The sequence below is a fragment of the Virgibacillus flavescens genome, from assembly GCF_050574275.1.
GTDB classification, from domain to species: domain Bacteria; phylum Bacillota; class Bacilli; order Bacillales; family Amphibacillaceae; genus Virgibacillus_F; species Virgibacillus_F flavescens.
The window spans coordinates 628,878-645,629 of record NZ_CP192260.1; the positions used below are offsets into that span (position 1 = coordinate 628,878).

The 16,752-nt window shown below is 38.0% G+C and carries 22 protein-coding genes; 3 read left to right on the forward strand and 19 right to left on the reverse strand.

Annotation, left to right across the window (positions count from 1 at the left end):
- Window positions 1-106 precede the first annotated feature (106 nt).
- Window positions 107-868, forward strand: coding sequence for a polysaccharide deacetylase family sporulation protein PdaB (gene pdaB, locus VBD025_RS03095; RefSeq protein WP_430789196.1), 762 nt, complete (start codon window positions 107-109; stop codon window positions 866-868).
- A gap of 105 nt (window positions 869-973) precedes the next feature.
- Here pdaB and VBD025_RS03100 read toward each other — a convergent pair whose 3' ends face one another.
- Window positions 974-1,597 carry a KinB-signaling pathway activation protein gene (locus VBD025_RS03100; protein ID WP_430789198.1) on the reverse strand — a complete coding sequence of 208 codons (624 nt, stop codon included), beginning with the start codon at window positions 1,595-1,597 and terminating at the stop codon, window positions 974-976.
- 173 nt (window positions 1,598-1,770) lie between these two features.
- On the opposite strand from VBD025_RS03100, the gene gerD reads away from it, so the two are divergent.
- Complete coding sequence (gerD, locus tag VBD025_RS03105; protein WP_430789200.1) at window positions 1,771-2,409, forward strand: spore germination lipoprotein GerD; 639 nt, start codon at window positions 1,771-1,773, stop codon at window positions 2,407-2,409.
- Between the two features lie 48 nt (window positions 2,410-2,457).
- On the opposite strand, the gene VBD025_RS03110 is transcribed toward gerD, so the two are convergent.
- Together VBD025_RS03110 and cwlD are read right to left on the reverse strand one after the other, a co-directional pair.
- Window positions 2,458-3,516 (reverse strand): P-loop NTPase, encoded by a 1,059-nt coding sequence (locus VBD025_RS03110; RefSeq protein WP_430789202.1) that lies wholly within the window; start codon window positions 3,514-3,516, stop codon window positions 2,458-2,460.
- A gap of 156 nt (window positions 3,517-3,672) precedes the next feature.
- Window positions 3,673-4,398: an N-acetylmuramoyl-L-alanine amidase CwlD gene (cwlD, locus tag VBD025_RS03115; protein WP_430789204.1), complete on the reverse strand. Its 726-nt coding sequence runs from the start codon at window positions 4,396-4,398 to the stop codon at window positions 3,673-3,675.
- Window positions 4,399-4,537: 139 nt separating this feature from the next.
- Here cwlD and VBD025_RS03120 point away from each other — a divergent pair, with 139 nt between their 5' ends.
- On the forward strand, window positions 4,538-4,954 hold the full coding sequence (locus VBD025_RS03120) for a DUF948 domain-containing protein (protein WP_430789206.1): 417 nt from the start codon (window positions 4,538-4,540) through the stop codon (window positions 4,952-4,954).
- 51 nt (window positions 4,955-5,005) lie between these two features.
- On the opposite strand, the gene VBD025_RS03125 is transcribed toward VBD025_RS03120, so the two are convergent.
- The 16 genes from VBD025_RS03125 to rpsM form a co-directional block, all read right to left on the reverse strand.
- A complete protein-coding gene (locus VBD025_RS03125) occupies window positions 5,006-5,362 on the reverse strand; it encodes a DUF948 domain-containing protein (protein WP_430789208.1) in 357 nt (118 codons plus the stop codon).
- Window positions 5,359-5,817 (reverse strand): DUF948 domain-containing protein, encoded by a 459-nt coding sequence (locus VBD025_RS03130; RefSeq protein WP_430789210.1) that lies wholly within the window; start codon window positions 5,815-5,817, stop codon window positions 5,359-5,361. Before VBD025_RS03130 ends, VBD025_RS03125 begins: the two co-directional genes overlap by 4 nt.
- A gap of 63 nt (window positions 5,818-5,880) precedes the next feature.
- Window positions 5,881-7,137, reverse strand: coding sequence for an HlyD family efflux transporter periplasmic adaptor subunit (locus VBD025_RS03135; protein ID WP_430789212.1), 1,257 nt, complete (start codon window positions 7,135-7,137; stop codon window positions 5,881-5,883).
- Window positions 7,134-7,808, reverse strand: coding sequence for a hypothetical protein (locus VBD025_RS03140; RefSeq protein ID WP_430789214.1), 675 nt, complete (start codon window positions 7,806-7,808; stop codon window positions 7,134-7,136). The genes VBD025_RS03135 and VBD025_RS03140 overlap by 4 nt, the downstream gene beginning before the upstream one ends.
- Before the next feature lie 191 nt (window positions 7,809-7,999).
- Window positions 8,000-8,806, reverse strand: a complete 807-nt coding sequence (locus VBD025_RS03145; protein WP_430789216.1) for a hypothetical protein — start codon at window positions 8,804-8,806, stop codon at window positions 8,000-8,002.
- 62 nt (window positions 8,807-8,868) lie between these two features.
- A complete protein-coding gene (locus tag VBD025_RS03150) occupies window positions 8,869-9,456 on the reverse strand; it encodes a hypothetical protein (RefSeq protein ID WP_430789218.1) in 588 nt (195 codons plus the stop codon).
- Window positions 9,457-9,753: 297 nt separating this feature from the next.
- Window positions 9,754-10,146: a 30S ribosomal protein S9 gene (gene rpsI, locus VBD025_RS03155; protein WP_430789220.1), complete on the reverse strand. Its 393-nt coding sequence runs from the start codon at window positions 10,144-10,146 to the stop codon at window positions 9,754-9,756.
- A 19-nt stretch (window positions 10,147-10,165) separates the two neighbouring features.
- Window positions 10,166-10,603 carry a 50S ribosomal protein L13 gene (gene rplM, locus VBD025_RS03160; RefSeq protein WP_430789222.1) on the reverse strand — a complete coding sequence of 146 codons (438 nt, stop codon included), beginning with the start codon at window positions 10,601-10,603 and terminating at the stop codon, window positions 10,166-10,168.
- 143 nt (window positions 10,604-10,746) lie between these two features.
- Window positions 10,747-11,490: a tRNA pseudouridine(38-40) synthase TruA gene (truA, locus tag VBD025_RS03165; protein ID WP_430789224.1), complete on the reverse strand. Its 744-nt coding sequence runs from the start codon at window positions 11,488-11,490 to the stop codon at window positions 10,747-10,749.
- Between the two features lie 21 nt (window positions 11,491-11,511).
- The gene (locus VBD025_RS03170) at window positions 11,512-12,312 is read right to left on the reverse strand and encodes an energy-coupling factor transporter transmembrane component T family protein (protein ID WP_430789227.1); all 801 of its coding nucleotides are present in this window, start codon (window positions 12,310-12,312) and stop codon (window positions 11,512-11,514) included.
- On the reverse strand, window positions 12,305-13,177 hold the full coding sequence (locus tag VBD025_RS03175) for an energy-coupling factor ABC transporter ATP-binding protein (RefSeq protein ID WP_430789229.1): 873 nt from the start codon (window positions 13,175-13,177) through the stop codon (window positions 12,305-12,307). The genes VBD025_RS03170 and VBD025_RS03175 overlap by 8 nt, the downstream gene beginning before the upstream one ends.
- Window positions 13,153-13,992, reverse strand: coding sequence for an energy-coupling factor ABC transporter ATP-binding protein (locus VBD025_RS03180; protein ID WP_430789231.1), 840 nt, complete (start codon window positions 13,990-13,992; stop codon window positions 13,153-13,155). The genes VBD025_RS03175 and VBD025_RS03180 overlap by 25 nt, the downstream gene beginning before the upstream one ends.
- Window positions 13,993-14,349: 357 nt before the next feature.
- Window positions 14,350-14,703 carry a 50S ribosomal protein L17 gene (rplQ, locus tag VBD025_RS03185; RefSeq protein ID WP_430789233.1) on the reverse strand — a complete coding sequence of 118 codons (354 nt, stop codon included), beginning with the start codon at window positions 14,701-14,703 and terminating at the stop codon, window positions 14,350-14,352.
- 88 nt (window positions 14,704-14,791) lie between these two features.
- Window positions 14,792-15,736, reverse strand: coding sequence for a DNA-directed RNA polymerase subunit alpha (locus VBD025_RS03190; protein WP_430789235.1), 945 nt, complete (start codon window positions 15,734-15,736; stop codon window positions 14,792-14,794).
- Window positions 15,737-15,970: 234 nt separating this feature from the next.
- Window positions 15,971-16,360, reverse strand: a complete 390-nt coding sequence (gene rpsK, locus VBD025_RS03195; protein ID WP_430789237.1) for a 30S ribosomal protein S11 — start codon at window positions 16,358-16,360, stop codon at window positions 15,971-15,973.
- Between the two features lie 22 nt (window positions 16,361-16,382).
- Window positions 16,383-16,748 (reverse strand): 30S ribosomal protein S13, encoded by a 366-nt coding sequence (gene rpsM / locus VBD025_RS03200; protein ID WP_430789239.1) that lies wholly within the window; start codon window positions 16,746-16,748, stop codon window positions 16,383-16,385.
- Window positions 16,749-16,752: the final 4 nt, after the last annotated feature.

Sequence of the window (16,752 nt, forward strand, 5' to 3'; positions counted from 1 at the left end):
TCATCCTTTTTCTCCACTATTCTTATTTCCATTTTATATCAATAGCTTGTTCATATTATTCATTATCATTCATAAACTAATTAAAGAAATAGAAAGGAGGTCTGAAATGAGTTACTTTTATGCATGGCGTTTTTCAAAATGGAAAAGATTTCTTTATATTAGTTTGTTCGCACTTATAGCTGCTGTGATTATTTGGTCTGAAAGCACTGGAAGCTATTCTGTGTTTTCTCCGTCAGAGAAAACGTCAGCTTTTGTGCAGGGAAATTCAAAAGATAACAGCATAGCACTAACGTTTAATATAAGCTGGGGAGAAGAAAAAGTGTTTGATATTCTCAAACAATTGAAAGAACATGATACCCAGGCGACTTTTTTTGTAAGTGGCGAGTGGGCTGAACGGCATCCAGACATACTTGCGAAGATTAAAGAAGGGAATCACGAACTCGGTATGCTTGGATATCGGTATAAGAGTTACCTTGAACAGGATATAAGTAAAGTAAAAAAGGATATACTATACGCCAAAGAAATTTTTAAAAAACTTGGTTATGAAAAAATAACGCTTATGCGGGCTCCAAATGGTCACATAAATAAAGAAATTATTAAACTTACTGAAGGATTAGGGTTAAAAGTTGTCCATTGGAGAGTTGACGCAAACGATTGGGAAAATCCAGGAACACAAAAAATTATTGATACCGTAATGCGTGAAACATCAAATGGCGATGTTATTTTACTACACGCTTCTGACTCGGTTAAACAAACTGCAGAAGCACTGGATACGATTTTGCCCGGCCTTAAAGAGAAAGGATTTAAGTTCGTATCGGTAACAGAACTGTATAATCAGGCACACGCTGAATCCAAACTCGCAGATTAATAATACATGCTTACACAATTATAAAAGATAAGGCTACCGCTCTCACTGCTAATTACATTTTCATTAAAGAAAAGCACAAGGAATTCAATCCTTGTGCTAGTTCTTTTAAACGATGCTATCTGATTTTTTTTGCTGTTTTTGTTCCGGATTAGTTAATCGGTGTAATACCAATAGCTGATATGTATTACACGCAAGAAGTGGTATGATCATTAACCATGCATAATCGGTACCGGTTGTTCTCATACCAGGAACCCATTCAATTGTTGTCATCACTACCATTAAAAATAACGCTGGTACAAAAGCACCCTGATTGGTTTGGCTGGCTTTTATTTTCGCAATAACTATCCCATACAACAAAATCGCTGCAGCAATTAAAATATAAACAAATAAAGATCCTTCTCCGTCTGAAGCGTTATAGGGAAAATAAACCAAATCAAAAACCACAAATACAATTAGCAGTAATTGAACGGTTGGCCAAAATGACCGAAAGAATCCTAAACCAAATTGGTTAATAAATAAATAAGCAAAAAATCCTGTCTGGCTAATTAAACTAAACACAAAACCCAGACCAAGAAAGAAAAGCACTACACCCAATAATTCAAAAAAATCAATTGGGTTTAACACATTTGTGTAGGAGTCTGTTTTCACAAAAAAGCTGGTAATTAATCCTGCTAAACCTCCAAGAATTAATGTTTTTAAAAACAATCCTACCCATTTACGACTATTCACAATCATATCCTCCTACAAAAAAACAGCTATGTATTTTACTGTCGATTTAATATTTCATGGTAATTTACATTCATCCGTATTTTACCATGAATAACAGCAATTTTCCTTATTGAAGTGCATATTTTCCTCCATATTCTCGCATATTAACCTTGAAGGGGAAGGAGGATTAGATAATGATTCGGTTACTTTATATATGTTTTATTGGACTTTCCTGCTTAATTCTTGGAGCATGCTCAAGTGAACAGGCTGCAGGTAAAGAAGCCGATTATGATACAACCAAAAAAATGGTTGTTGATATACTTCAAACCGAGGATGGTAAAAAGGCCTTAGAAGAAATTCTAAAGGATGAAAAGATGAAACAGCATTTGGTCATGAATGCAGATGTCGTACAAAACTCCGTTAATAAAGCTCTCTCCTCAAAAAAAGCACAAGAGGTATGGACAAAACTCTTCAGTGACCCTAAATTCGTAGAAGCATACGCAAAATCGATGGAAGAGCAGCATAAAAAATTAATCAAAACATTAATGAACGACGCTGAATATCAAAAACAAATGCTCGATATATTAAAAAACCCGGAAGTCTCCGAACAAATGCTGGAAGTACTAAAGAGCCAAAAATTCAGTGCACACTTAGAGGAGTCCATTCAAAAAACATTAGGAACGCCATTATTCCAAGCCAAAATCCAGGAAATATTACTGAAAGCCGCTTCTGAACAACAGAAAGGGAAAAAAGAAGAACCACCACAAGACAGTGGTCAAAGCAGTGGCGGTGGAGGCAGTGGAAGTGATAGCGTTGGCGGCGGTACTGAATAATATAAATAGCTAAATTAAAAAGAGGTGACGAATAGCCACCTCCTTTTTTTATTCTTCTACTTTAGCAACAATTTTCGCTGCGATTTTATGATATTCTTTTCCAAGTGGATGATCCTCCTGATAAATAGACGGAGCGAATACATCCTCTTCCTCATACGGCTGCTGCAGCGGTAGTTGACCGAGTACCTTCGTTTTCAATACATCCGCTAACTTTTGACCGCCACCTTGACCGAATACATATTCTTTTTCGCCGGTTTTCTTGCTTTCATAATATGCCATGTTCTCGACTACACCAAGAATTTCATGATCTGTTTTCAATGCCATTTGTCCAGCACGAGCCGCTACGAATGCTGCAGTCGGATGTGGTGTGGTTACAATAAGTTCTTTACAGGTTGGGAGCATTTCATGGACATCCATTGCGATATCCCCAGTACCTGGTGGTAGATCAAGTAGCAGGTAATCCAGGTCGCCCCATTCTACTTCTTTGAAAAAGCTGTTTAACATTTTTCCAAGCATTGGACCGCGCCAAATAATTGGAGAGTTGTCCTCTACAAAGAAACCCATGGAAATAACCTTTACACCAAATCGTTCAACTGGAATAATTTTTTCTCCGCGAACGGCAGGACGGTTTTCCACGCCCATCATATCCGGGATACTAAACCCGTAAATATCCGCATCGATGATTCCAACTTTTTTACCTAAACGCATTAAAGACATTGCAAGGTTTACAGTAACAGTAGATTTACCTACTCCACCTTTACCACTCGCAACAGCAATAAATTTCGTTCCTTTACTTCCACCCATTAAAGATGCTTCTTGCTCCGCTTCCACAGAGGGCTGGTACTTTTTAATGATATCTTCCGGCAGTTCTTCGAAACGAAGCCCAACTGTAGTCGCACCATTTTTCTTTAATATACCAACAATTTCCTGCTGCAGCTGCATTTGCTCAGCAGTATTTGTTTTACCAATCCCAATTTTTACGCTGACATGCTTTTTTTCTTCTTTAATCGTAATTTCTTTCACGCCGCCAGTTTCCTCGAGCGTTCTATGTAAAAACGGATCCTTAACAGTGTTGAGAAGCCTTATAATTTCTTCTTGTGTTAACAAAATGAATCACCTTTCCTTTACTAACATTGATGAATAGTTAAAATTATGCAGTAAGAAAGGATTTACACTTTCTTACCCGTCAAAATATATCCATCGCTAGTATAACATAAATCAGATGAAATCTAAGTGATAAGCGTCGAGGAAAGATTTTGCCTTCTATTCTTCTTTTTCCTTTGGAATATCTTCCGTTACATAGCGCAGAATTCCTTCATATATGCTGGCGGCCATTTGTTCCTGGTATTGTTCTTGCTTAAGCAATTCACGTTCGCGCTCGTTCGAAAGAAACCCAATTTCAACTAAGGCACTAGGAACACCAGCATGCTTTAATAAATACATACCCGTAAGTGGCAGTGCAGTTCGATCTGTATTTTCCAGATTTCTAATAATTTCAGCCTGGATCATCTTAGCTAAATGCTCGCTTTTATCTGATTTAGGATAATAAAAAGTCTGGGCGCCGCTCCATTTGGATGATGGTAACGCATTTAAATGAAGTGAAATAAAAAAATCCGCTTTATTATCTTTAATAAGCTCCAATCGATTTCGCAGATCCTCGGCTTTCCTGCGTGAAAGTCCTTTCGTTTCAGCATCAGCTAAATCTGTATCTTTTTCCCGCGTTAAATAAACCACCGCACCAGTCTGCTGTAAATAGCTTTGCAGTTTTTTTGCAACATGGAGTGCTATCCCTTTCTCTAACGTGCCATCTTTACCTACCGCGCCTCCATCTGCACCGCCATGACCAGGATCCAATACAATTGTTTTACCTGCAAGCGGTAATGACCATGAGCTCCACGTGCTTACTGGACTATTTACGGGCTGCTGTAACAATATTATTAAGAATACCAGCCCCATGCCCCAAATCAACACATTTCCTAGTCGTTTCATTCATCTCGCCCCTTATCCATCTGCTTCCACTATTGTATGGGACAAGATAATCAGATATGCCACTTCCCAATTCAAAACGTTTTAATTCTCTGATATAGTGGAATTAGTAAACAAATACCTAATAAAGGAGAATACTAAAATGGATTGGTTAGGAATTGGTGTACTTGTAATCGGGATTGCTTTTGCTGTCTTAGTATTATTATTAATTAAACCGCTCAATAATTTATCTAATTTAATTTTCAGTGTCCAGCGAACAACGGATGATCTTCCACGTAATATAAATTTAATTACGGATCAGACAAAAAACACGTTGCAAACGAGTGATGAGACACTTACTAAAGTTAACACTCAGGTAACAGAATTAAGCCCGTTATTTGTCATTATTGGTGACCTAGGTCGGGCAACACAGAAATTATCTTCTTCCCTTACGAACGTTTCAGATAAAATGAAAAATAAAACCGAAGACGGCAAAGAATACGCAGATAGCCGTAACCTTCAAGGATTATACGGCGCAATGGCGTTAGGCTACTTCCTGATAAAAAGAAGAAATAAATAGTGAAAAAAGAAAGCCCTCCAACTGTTACAACGTTTGGAGGGCTTTCTGCTACTATTTTTGATTATGGGTATAGACCTTCTTCTTGCTTGATTTCCTTTTGAGTGAAGAAGTAATATTCGATAAGGATGAGGTAACCTTGTTTGATGTTTTTCCAACATCCCCAACTAAATAAAACAATGGACTTAATTCTTTTAGTTTCACATTTACATCCGCTAGCGTGTCGTTGCTGTGACGAATTAAATTGCTGGTTTCTTTCATCACTTCATCTATCTGACGAGGGAGCTGTTCTACCGTTTTATCTACTCCATCCAGCACAGATGCTACATTATTTAATAATTTTGCGATAAAAATGGCTAAGGCAAAAAATGCTAAACCAATGATTAATACTCCTAATCCAGTTAGACTCATATTTCTCCCTCTTTTCCTTTATTATTCACATCATACTCCGGTTTTACCGATGGATTTTTCCATTTTTTATACAGATGCTTGGCAGCACCGCCCCACTGAATACTGCTGGCTGCAGGCTTAACGAATCGCGACGCACGACTATCAGAGAGCTTCTTTGTTTGCTTTTGAAAAGCTGTTTTTACTTTATTGACCGAATTACCCGCACTTTCAAGTGTGGCGAATAAATCATCGGTAGCTTTCAGTTTCTCTTCCATATCGTCAGCCAGTTTATCTGCTTCTTTAATCGTAAGTTCAATTTCCGTTGTTATATAGTGCAGTTTCGTCTCAACTTCTTTCAGTGTCGTTCCTACCGTGTTAAGTGTATGTGAAGTTCGCTTCAGGACCTTAGCAAGAAAAATAGCTATAATTGCAAAACCTAATGCACATAGAAATACACCTATATAAACAAAATCCATTTGACAGTCACCTTCCTTTTACACAACTATTCCACTTTGGAACGTGAATTAAACAGAAATCGATTATCTTGATACTATTCCGGTCACCACATTCTTAGTCCAATACCTATCATCAAAACCAAACGCCTCACGCCACCGAACTTCTCCTAATTTTAACGGGGTCACAAATGTAGGGCCAGATCTAAATTGGGATCGAGGTTTTTTTGCTGTCCATTCACCAATTTTAGCACCTTTCGTTATTTCCTGCATACTATTCATTTCGATACCCGTTTCAACTTTTTGTCGAAGCAAGTCCCCCTTGTTCGTCATCTTCCATACCGATTCGCTAAAAATAGCATCTTCAAATAAAGCAGTTGCTTCCTCTGATGCCTCGGTTATGATTGCAAGTTTTGCATGATACCCAGGCAATAACTTTTCCAACTCTTCTTCCTTGCTAAAAGATACCTGAAAAGGATATTCACTGTTGTCATGTAAGTTCACATCATTTGGTAAATCACTGACTTGTGTAACAGAACCTTTCAATTTTACATTATTTTCATTAATGGAAATTTCGACAGGCATCTCCGCTTCGATGATCGGACGCTCTATTTCAGTTAGCTCTCCTTCTATGTGGAGAGTAGTTGATTGTATGGACACAATCGGATCACCTAAATCCTCTGATACCATCGCAACTTTACCCTGATAGGGGCTTTCTACGGTTATGGTGTCACCACCGGATTCAAGCTCTGTTAATTGTGTTTGAATACTTTTCTGTTGCGCCTCAAGCTGCTCAATTTCTTTTTCTTTTTCTGCCAAATATTCCTCTTTCATATATTCCGTTTCGATTGGCGGACGTGGTGGTACAATAGTGATGTTTTGCTCAGCTTCATCATCATTCCCAGTCGCATTTCCCGTCTCACTCTCAAATTGAACAGATGTTCTCGGAATTCGATAAGCAGACATTTCCGACTGAGCAGATTCAGCTGCCGCAATTTCTTCGTTGATTTTAGCAAGTTCATTTGTTAAATATGCTTTCGATTCATAAAAATCAGTAATGCGGTATGTATACAGGTCATCTCCTTGACTGACTTCCGTTCCTTTATCGACTAAAAATTCCTTGAAGCTTCCCAGGCTCTCATCAAAATAGACATCGTTTTGAACTGTTGCGGACAAGACTCCTGTTTTATGCATTTTTTCATATAAGTTAGCTGTGAATACTTCTGACCATTCACTGATGTATGACTTCCGTTCAACTGTTCGATTGTCATCAAAATATAGTAAAAGCGAGTTTATACCGATAAACAAAATGATGCCAGCCACTACAAGCCTATTCTTCTTCATTTAAACCACCCACTTATCATTAAACTATCATAGTAAGTTAAGAACGCTGCAATCAACCAATAAAAAACATGTAAAGCAATAACGTTGATCCAAATCCAATGCTTTTTAATAGATGATAGATAACTGAGATATTTAATTTGAAACCAGATAATCCATATCTGGAATAAAGAAATCGCCCCAAAAAAGTACACTGGCCAATTCGCTTCAGTTAGATAGGAAAAAATGATACCAAAGGAGAATGGCGATACATACCAATCCAGTCCAAAATTAACAAAAATAGGAATCCAAATAATGCGTTCGATCAGCATTACAACGAATACAACCTGCTGCATAATTACGACTTTTTGATACGGGATATCGGTTACCTTATGAAAAATAAAGGCGGGTACAAATAAAATAAGCGCAGTCAAAAGCACAGCAAACAAAATTCTGCCAATCACAAACCAAAGCTTATTATGTTCATATTGTGTGCCGCTTAATGTCACTGCACCGTTTGAAAGTAAATCAGAGCCCATGCCAAGCGAAGCCATCCAACCGTAGATAATCATACTTACTAGTAAAAGCAACCCGGTAACTTTCCACATGTTATATATCTTCTCTGACTGTTTTATACGATACAAATGGTCGTCAATCGGAAAGAAAAATTTAATTAGATTAAAATGATATGTCATATTCACATTCCTTTTCTGCAATTCTATGTATAAACGATATGAATTGGTTATTAGTTCCATTTTAATCTTAACGTAATATTCGATAATATTCTATCATTTTTTTAATTTGAATAGAAAAACAGACCGACAATTGTTGTGAGCTGTCAGTCTGTATGATTATTAATTTATAATTTATCCTTTTTTGTACTATTTCAATCAGTTATTTTTTTTATCTTATCAATATCCGAACGAAGAACACCATATAACACTCCCGGCATATTATACAGATATTCTTCAGTACCTGATGAATAATGAAGAATAGGTGTGACTGTATAAAAATCAAAATCTTTTTCATCTACTATTTCAAATGAAGGAACTACAATTCGAGTCGTTTCTAAGGAATTCAATTCCATCACATTATCAAAATGATAAGATAGATTTTTTTTCAAATCATCAATTTGTTTCATCTTAATGGTTTGATCGCTTTCGTTTCTCAAATTGACATCCAAGCTTAATGTAGGATATCCCACTGTATAATTCCCCTTAGGACTAATATCATTTTGTACAAAGCGCTTATCATTTTGTAATGTTAGACTTCCAAAGTCATACATTTTTTCTTTATTATTTTTAAAGTGGACAACAAGCTGTTCTGCATTCTCTATGTTGTCACTGTTAATTTTTACCTCAACTATTATGTTTATCAGCTTATAATTATTATGTGTTAATCCAGAGTCCAACCTGAAATCTACAATTTCAATATTTGAGTTGTTAAATTCCAAAAAAGATATTAACTCAGCATCCAAGTGATTTCCTTTTTCAGTATTTTGAACACCAAATATATTGAAAGACATAGTTTCATCTTCTTCAATAACATAACTAATGAAATTATCAGCAAATTCAAGCGAGTTATTATCAATATCGTCCAAAGCATTTTTATTACTTTTATCTAATACAATATTAGTTTCATTTTTAGCCTGAACCAATAGTAATGAAAAGACTGAAGCAACAACAATTGCCATTATCACTATTGTCTTGTTTCTTTTAGTCACGATAATCCCTCAGTTTCAAAAAGAAGTAATAGTTATTGATAAACAACTTGTAAATATGTGTCTTTACGTGGTGCATAATGATTCGCGTATTTTGTACTTAAAAGTTTTCCGCCTGTATACTGTCCTACTTTTATATATCTTTTATTGTAATCGCTATAAAAAGCTAGTTTGCTATAATAGCTACTATTTGCCGGTATTGATATTGATACTGAATAACTTGTTGTAACTGTATTAGAAACCCCCAAAGAAGATGAAACAGTTTTGGATGAAACACCGACATTAGCTGAAAGAGTTGAGCTAGCACTTTGTGTCTTACTCCAAGTATAGTTATTTGACTTTGCCCAGGAACCAGTTAAATATCTTACAAATCTTTTTGTTGTTGTCGGCCCTGAAACGGTGGATATTCTGATTTGATGATCGACACAAGCAATACAGTCGGGTTCGATAACAGATTCCGGAGTTGACAGCTCTCCCTCGAGCTTAACACTTTCCCCCTGTTCCAGAAACTCAACATTTTCGTCGTATATTTCACTACTTTCACCTGTATAGCCAAAACTAATTTGAGGTATAATTACTATGGAACAAAAAACCAGAATGAAACCAATTAAGAACGTTTTCAAACTCAACACCACCCTCTTCTATAATTAGAATTGATTATATAATTATAGTCACATTGAGTCAATTTATTTTTTTGAAAATTCACTATTTTATTTCGACCTATTTCTTACACCTTAAAGTAAAAGTAAAAATAGAAACAAGAAAGCAAAAAAATCTAAAATCTTTTTGTTTAGTTTATCAATAAGTGTCCACGAACAATTCATTCAATTGCAAACTATGAAAGGTCAATTTATTTCAAATCCCCCAACAACAAAACACCCTCTCTCCAAAAAGGAGAAAGGGTGTTTGATAACGATATATTAACGTTTTGAGAACTGTGGTGCGCGACGTGCGCCTTTAAGACCGTATTTCTTACGTTCTTTCATACGAGCATCACGAGTTAGATATCCTTCACGTTTAAGAGAAGCACGGTATTCTGGATCTGCTTCTAAAAGAGCGCGTGCGATACCATGACGGATAGCACCAGCTTGGCCAGTGAATCCTCCACCATGAACGTTTACTAAAACATCGTAAGTACCTTCAGTTTCAGTAATTGCTAGCGGTTGGTTTAAAATTAAGCGTTGTGTGTCATATGGGAAATAGCTTTCAGCGTCACGGCCGTTAATTACAACTTTACCGTTGCCTGGAACTAGACGTACACGTGCAGTTGATTTTTTACGACGACCAGTGCCGTAGTATTGTACTTGTGCCATTCGGTTGACCTCCTTTTAATTATCCGCGAAGTTCGTAAACTTCTGGTTTTTGTGCTTGGTTGTTGTGCTCTGAACCTTTATATACGTGCAGTTTTTTACCAATTTTACGGCCTAATGGACCTTTTGGTAACATACCCTTTACAGCAAGTTCAAGCATTTGCTCAGGATATTTTGTACGCATTTCGTTTGCATTACGTGATTTCAATCCACCTGGGTGGTTTGAGTGACGGTAATACATTTTATCATTTATTTTATTACCTGTAAGTTCAATTTTTTCTGCATTAATAATAATAACGTTATCACCTGTATCTGCATGTGGGGTGAACGTTGGTTTATGCTTTCCACGTAACAAAGTCGCAACTTCACTTGCTAGACGACCAAGACGTTGTCCTTCAGCATCTACTACAAGCCATTTGCGTTCTATGTTACTTTCTTTAGCCATGAAAGTTGTACGCATGATAGTTTCCCTCCTAATTTTACATCAATCGTTTTCGTTTATTTCATCATAATTAGATTCCGGGGCTAATCATGGTTTTGAAATAAAATGCCATATATCATCATATACCAGATAAGTGCTCTATGTCAAGAGCAAATAGAGTTTTATTTATATTTAACGTTCCATAGGTATAGACCTTGTGGCGGTACTGTTTCACCAAGCAGCTGACGGTCTTTCTGCTGCAGAAGATTAATAATATCTTCTGCTTCTCGCTTGCCTTGTCCTACATCAAGCATTGCCCCTACAATGATTCGAACCATGTTATATAAAAAACCGCTTCCCCTGAAAATAAATTCTATTTCACTGTCTCGCTTTTCACAGCTAACCTGATAGAGCGTTCTGACTTTACTGCCTTTTGTAGTGGCTTTTGCTGAGGAAAAGGTCGTAAAGTCATGTTCCCCTTCCAAATGCCTGCAAGCAGCTTGTATGGCGCTTATATTAAGCTTATAGGGGAATTGGTAGGCGTAGTTATGTTTAAATACATCTTTCTCTTTTTCATTCCAAATATAATAGCGGTATTCTTTTTCCGTTACATCATATCTAGCGTGAAAAGAAACAGAAACCTTTTCTACTTCTTTCACATACAGATCATCTGGAAGTAGTGTGTTAAGCGCCCGCTTCCAGTTATATTCAGGGATATCAAATGGCGAATCGAAATGAATCGTCTGTCCTTTTGCATGAACGCCTGTATCAGTTCTGCCAGAAGCCTGCAAACGAATATGTTCGCCTTTGTGAATCTTTAATAATGCTTTTTCCAGTTCACCATGCACGGTTCGTTTTTTAGGCTGGATCTGAAATCCTGAAAAGTTTGTTCCGTCATAGCTGATAATACATTTTATTTTTTGCATCTATGATCCAGCCTTCCCCGCTTAATAGTTTCGAGTTAAAAATAATCCAGTAATTACACATGCAAAAAGAAAATAGATAGCAACATCACGTTTTTCTATCTTTAATTCGCGCAGTTTTGTTCGCCCTTCGCCACCTTGATAGCCACGGGCTTCCATTGCCATCGCAAGTTCTTCTGCACGCTTGAATGCACTTACGAAAAGAGGAACGAGAAGAGGAACAACCGCTTTGATTCGTTCTTTCATCTTACCGGTACGAAAATCTACTCCACGAGAAGCTTGGGCACGTGAAATTTTTTCTGTTTCCTGCATTAGCGTTGGAATGAAGCGCAATGAAATCGACATCATTAACGCGAGCTCATGTACAGGAAACTTTATTTTTTTCAATGGATGCAGTAATTCTTCAATGGCATCGGTGATTTCTATCGGTGTTGTCGTAAGTGTTAATAAAGACGTTACCAGTATCAATAAGAAAAAACGCATGGATATCGCAAAACCTTGAATAAGTGCACCAGAATATATTTTAAATGATGCCATTTCGAATACAACCGTTCCCTCTTTTGTAACAAACAAATGAAGAAGAAACGTAAAGATTATCAGAAACCAAACTGGCGTCAGACCCTTAATGATGTATCGTATTGGAATTCGGCTTGCGAACATACTCGAAAGTGCGAAGGCAGTCAGTACTCCATAACTGGATAGGGAGTTAGCTAGAAATACAATGAACACAAAAAAGAAGATAATCGCAATCTTTGAGCGGGGATCTAATTTGTGAACAATCGACTGACCAGGTACATACTGACCAATAATCAATACATTATTCATTCACCCGCGCCCCTTTCAACGACTGCTGAATCGCTTCTGCAATCTCTTTGATGGATTGACGATGAAACGGAACTGATATTCCAAATTTCCTTTCAAACGAAAGGAGAAATTGTACCGCTTCCGGAACATCCAGTTGTACATCCTGCAATGCTTTCTGCTGAATTAGCACATCTTCTGGTTTCCCTTCCATGTACTTCTTGCCATTGTTTAAAATAATGATATGGTCAGCATACTTAACCGCATCCTCCATACTGTGTGTTACAAGTACCGTAGTAAGTTGTTGCTCATGATGTAGCGTATAGAACATTTCCATGATTTCTTTCTGTCCACGAGGGTCAAGTCCAGCGGTTGGTTCATCCAGAACAAGCACCTCAGGTTTTATCGCCAGCACACCTGCAATTGCAACCCTCCGCATTTGCCCACCGCTAAGATCGAACGGAGACCTGGCCAATAACTCATCGTCAATTCCTACTGCCGGTGCGATTTGTTTTATTCGTGCTTTAATCTCTTTCTCAGGCACATTAAAATTCATTGGACCAAAAGCGATATCTTTTTGCACTGTTTCTTCAAACAGCTGGTGTTCCGGATACTGAAATACAACTCCAACCTTGCTACGCAGTTCCTTCATGTTCTTAGGCTTGTCCCCGTCTTTAAGGTGAAAGTCACCAACTGTTACTTCTCCCTCACTAGGCATAACCAAGCCATTTAAGTGTTGAATAAGTGTCGATTTACCTGATCCAGTATGTCCGATTACTGCGACGTACGAACCAGAAGGTATATGAAATGACAAATCATCTATCGCTTTATGTGCGAACGGTGTATTTCGTTGGTATACATAGCTTACGTTCTTGAATGTAATGTCCATAAGTCCTCCAGCAATTCCTCTTGATTTAGTGCCTCGTTCGGAATCGGCATCCCCAACTGCTTTAATTCATCGACTAAGATCGCTACAAAAGGAACATCTAAACCAATTTCCCGCAGTTGTTCTTTTTTTGAAAAGACCTCACGTGGAGTTGCTTCGTCCCAAATCTCCCCTTCATTCATGACGATTACTCGCTCAGCTTGAACTACTTCCTGCAAGTCATGCGTAATCGTAATCAATGAAAGCAGATGTTCCTTTTGTACACGGGATACTGTATTCATAATTTCAGACCGACCTTTTGGATCAAGCATTGCAGTAGCTTCATCCAGGATAAGGACCTGTGGCGATATAGCCAGAACACTTGCAATGGCTACCCGCTGCTTTTGGCCACCTGATAAGCGATGCGGTTCAGACATCCGGAAATCCTGCATTCCAACTGCCGTCAGGTTATCATCGATTCGCTTTATCATTTCTTGGCGTTCAAAACCTCGGTTCTCCATACCAAATGCGACATCATCCTGTACAGTCGTACCAACAAACTGGTTATCCGGATTTTGAAACACCATGCCAACATCTTTTCGAATCTCCCAAATAGATTCTTCTGTTACATGGAGCCCATTTATTAGAATTTCTCCCTCTTGCGGAAAAAGTAATCCGTTTAACAGCTTAGCAATTGTAGACTTCCCGGAACCATTATGGCCGATTATAGCCACCCATTCATTCTCAAAAATATGAAAGCTGCAATTCTTTAAAACCCAAGGCTCCTCTTCTCCATATCGAAACGATACACTTCTAAACTCTATTAGTTTCTTGCGCATAGGGTGTTCCTCCTCTTGCTCAGCTCATTCACCTAGGGTTACTATGTTTGCTTGTGTTTGGTCAATTACGGCGTTGCATCAGCCTTAATTTCGGCCGTATCGGCCAGTTTTGGCCATATATTAACCTGTTTTACTGTTTATCAGCCAGTTTCGAATTATATCGGCCACAATTTGATTTATATCGGCCAACTATGTGAAAATAACGGCCAGATTAAAAATATATCGAACTATTTTATCAGATAACCGCCATGCTCTGGCCACAGCTGAACAGTCGCTTACACTTTTCTTTCTACAAAAAAAGGGCTTGGCTTCACCTCGTGGAAGAGATTCAGTCCTGCCCTTAATGCGAAAAGTTGATTATACTAGTTCAATAATTGCCATTTTTGCTCCATCACCTTGACGAGCTCCAAGCTTAAGAACACGTGTATATCCACCTTGGCGTTCCTCATAACGTTCAGCAATATCACCGAAAAGCTTTTGAATAACGTTTTCGTTTTCATTTGCTGCTTGATTATATAGGAATGAAGTAGCTTGACGACGCGCGTGTAAATCTCCGCGTTTGCCGAGCGTAATCATTTTATCTGTTACGGATTTCAATTCCTTCGCTTTTGCTTCTGTTGTCTCAATACGTTCGTGAATGATCAAATCAGATGCAAGGTTGCGAAGTAATGCCATACGTACATCAGTAGTACGACCTAATTTTCTAGCCATGGACTATCCCTCCCTTTTTATGTTTCTTGGGCTACATCTAGATCCAATGTCTAGCGCCTTTGCCCTATTCTAAAGGTGTCTGCTTTTATCAGTCGTCATTACGTAAGCCTAAGCCAAGATCTTCAAGTTTCACTTTTACTTCAACAAGAGATTTACGGCCTAAATTACGCACTTTCATCATATCTTCTTCAGATTTATTTGAAAGCTCTTGAACTGTATTAATTCCAGCACGTTTCAAACAGTTATAGGATCTAACAGAGAGATCTAACTCTTCTATCGTCATTTCCATTACTTTTTCTTTTTGATCTTCTTCTTTTTCTACCATAATTTCAGCATTTTGTGCTTCGTCTGTTAAACCTACAAAAATATTTAGATGTTCTGTAAATATTTTTGCACCTAAAGAAACTGCTTCTTCAGGACGAATGCTTCCATCAGTCCACACGTCAAATGTTAGTTTATCAAAGTTAGCGATTTGTCCAACACGTGTGTTTTCAACTTGGTATGTTACGCGTGATACTGGTGTGAAGATAGAGTCTACTGGAATAACGCCTATTGGCTGGTCATCATGATTATTACCCTCTGCAGGACGATAACCGCGACCACGTTCAGCAGTTATTTTCATATGCAAGCTTCCCTTGCTGTTAATAGTAGCAATTGGAAGTTCTGGATTCAGTACTTCAACATCACTATCATACGTTAGATCCGCAGCCGTAACTTTTCCTTCTCCCTGCACATCAATCTCTAGTGTTTTTTCTTCATCAGAGAAGATTTTAAGAGCAAGCTTTTTAAGATTCAAAATGATAGTAGTAACATCTTCTACAACACCATCAACTGTTGAAAATTCATGCTGTGCTCCATCGATTTGAACTGCTGTTACAGCAGCGCCTGGAAGTGAGGATAGTAGGATACGACGCAAGGAGTTTCCTAGAGTAGTACCATATCCACGTTCAAGCGGTTCGACGACGAATTTACCAAAATTGGCATCATCGCTGATCTCTACTGTTTCTATTTTTGGTTTTTCAATTTCGATCATTCCACAAAACCCTCCTTAAAAACGTCGAAACCCCGGCTAGACATAGGGTCTAACCGAAATTCCCCAAATAGGCAGTTGGCGTTTCTGCACTATTGTATTTCTTTCGTATTCGCTTTTGTCTAAACGATGCTGATTGGTTAGGTGTGTGTACAAGGGTTTCCCCCTTCGCACACCTCTCCACATTTAGCTATCATAACCCATTATAGACAGGCTGACAAATTATATACGGTACAATTACACACGACGACGTTTTGGTGGGCGACAACCATTGTGAGGAACAGGTGTTACATCACGAATAGCTGTTACTTCTAAACCAACTGCTTGCAAGGAACGAATAGCTGCTTCACGACCAGCTCCAGGGCCCTTAACAGTTACTTCTAGTGTTTTCATGCCATTTTCTACTGCTGAATTAGCTGCTGCTTCTGCTGCCAATTGCGCTGCGAAAGGTGTTGACTTACGTGAACCTTTAAAGCCAAGTGAACCTGCTGAGCTCCAGCCTATAGCATTTCCTTGAACATCCGTAATCGTAACAATTGTATTGTTAAACGTAGAACGAATATGTGCTATACCAGTATCAATATTCTTTTTTACACGACGCTTACGCGTATTAGTTTTACGAACCATTGATTAGCTTACCTCCTTCACGTTACTTTTTCTTGTTAGCCATTGTACGACGTGGGCCTTTACGAGTACGTGAATTGTTTTTCGTTTTTTGACCACGCACTGGTAATCCACGGCGGTGACGGATTCCTCTGTAGGACCCAATTTCAATTAATCGTTTAATGTTTAGGGAAACTTCACGACGAAGATCTCCTTCTACAGTAAACTCATCAATTGCTTTACGGATTTTACTTAATTCATCTTCAGTCAAATCGCGTACACGAGTGTTTTCTGAAACGCCTGCTTCTTTAAGGACTTCCTGTGCGGTGTTTTTTCCAATACCATAAATATAGGTTAATGAAATAACTACACGTTTATCACGTGGAATATCTATTCCTGAAATACGTGCCATAAAA

Excerpts from the sequence above, each read along its gene's own strand:
- cwlD (WP_430789204.1), bottom strand. The coding sequence starts at position 4,398 with ATGAAACGACTAGGAAATGTGTTGATTTGGGGCATGGGGCTGGTATTC.
- VBD025_RS03130 (WP_430789210.1), bottom strand. The coding sequence starts at position 5,817 with ATGGATTTTGTTTATATAGGTGTATTTCTATGTGCATTAGGTTTTGCA.
- pdaB (WP_430789196.1), top strand. The coding sequence starts at position 107 with ATGAGTTACTTTTATGCATGGCGTTTTTCAAAATGGAAAAGATTTCTT.
- rpsI (WP_430789220.1), bottom strand. The coding sequence starts at position 10,146 with ATGGCACAAGTACAATACTACGGCACTGGTCGTCGTAAAAAATCAACT.
- VBD025_RS03180 (WP_430789231.1), bottom strand. The coding sequence starts at position 13,992 with ATGCGCAAGAAACTAATAGAGTTTAGAAGTGTATCGTTTCGATATGGA.
- rplQ (WP_430789233.1), bottom strand. The coding sequence starts at position 14,703 with ATGGCTAGAAAATTAGGTCGTACTACTGATGTACGTATGGCATTACTT.
- VBD025_RS03135 (WP_430789212.1), bottom strand. The coding sequence starts at position 7,137 with ATGAAGAAGAATAGGCTTGTAGTGGCTGGCATCATTTTGTTTATCGGT.
- rpsK (WP_430789237.1), bottom strand. The coding sequence starts at position 16,360 with ATGGTTCGTAAAACTAATACGCGTAAGCGTCGTGTAAAAAAGAATATT.
- VBD025_RS03175 (WP_430789229.1), bottom strand. The coding sequence starts at position 13,177 with ATGGACATTACATTCAAGAACGTAAGCTATGTATACCAACGAAATACA.
- VBD025_RS03125 (WP_430789208.1), bottom strand. The coding sequence starts at position 5,362 with ATGAGTCTAACTGGATTAGGAGTATTAATCATTGGTTTAGCATTTTTT.
- gerD (WP_430789200.1), top strand. The coding sequence starts at position 1,771 with ATGATTCGGTTACTTTATATATGTTTTATTGGACTTTCCTGCTTAATT.
- rplM (WP_430789222.1), bottom strand. The coding sequence starts at position 10,603 with ATGCGTACAACTTTCATGGCTAAAGAAAGTAACATAGAACGCAAATGG.
- truA (WP_430789224.1), bottom strand. The coding sequence starts at position 11,490 with ATGCAAAAAATAAAATGTATTATCAGCTATGACGGAACAAACTTTTCA.
- rpsM (WP_430789239.1), bottom strand. The coding sequence starts at position 16,748 with ATGGCACGTATTTCAGGAATAGATATTCCACGTGATAAACGTGTAGTT.
- VBD025_RS03140 (WP_430789214.1), bottom strand. The coding sequence starts at position 7,808 with ATGACATATCATTTTAATCTAATTAAATTTTTCTTTCCGATTGACGAC.
- VBD025_RS03120 (WP_430789206.1), top strand. The coding sequence starts at position 4,538 with ATGGATTGGTTAGGAATTGGTGTACTTGTAATCGGGATTGCTTTTGCT.
- VBD025_RS03145 (WP_430789216.1), bottom strand. The coding sequence starts at position 8,806 with ATGGCAATTGTTGTTGCTTCAGTCTTTTCATTACTATTGGTTCAGGCT.
- VBD025_RS03170 (WP_430789227.1), bottom strand. The coding sequence starts at position 12,312 with ATGAATAATGTATTGATTATTGGTCAGTATGTACCTGGTCAGTCGATT.
- VBD025_RS03190 (WP_430789235.1), bottom strand. The coding sequence starts at position 15,736 with ATGATCGAAATTGAAAAACCAAAAATAGAAACAGTAGAGATCAGCGAT.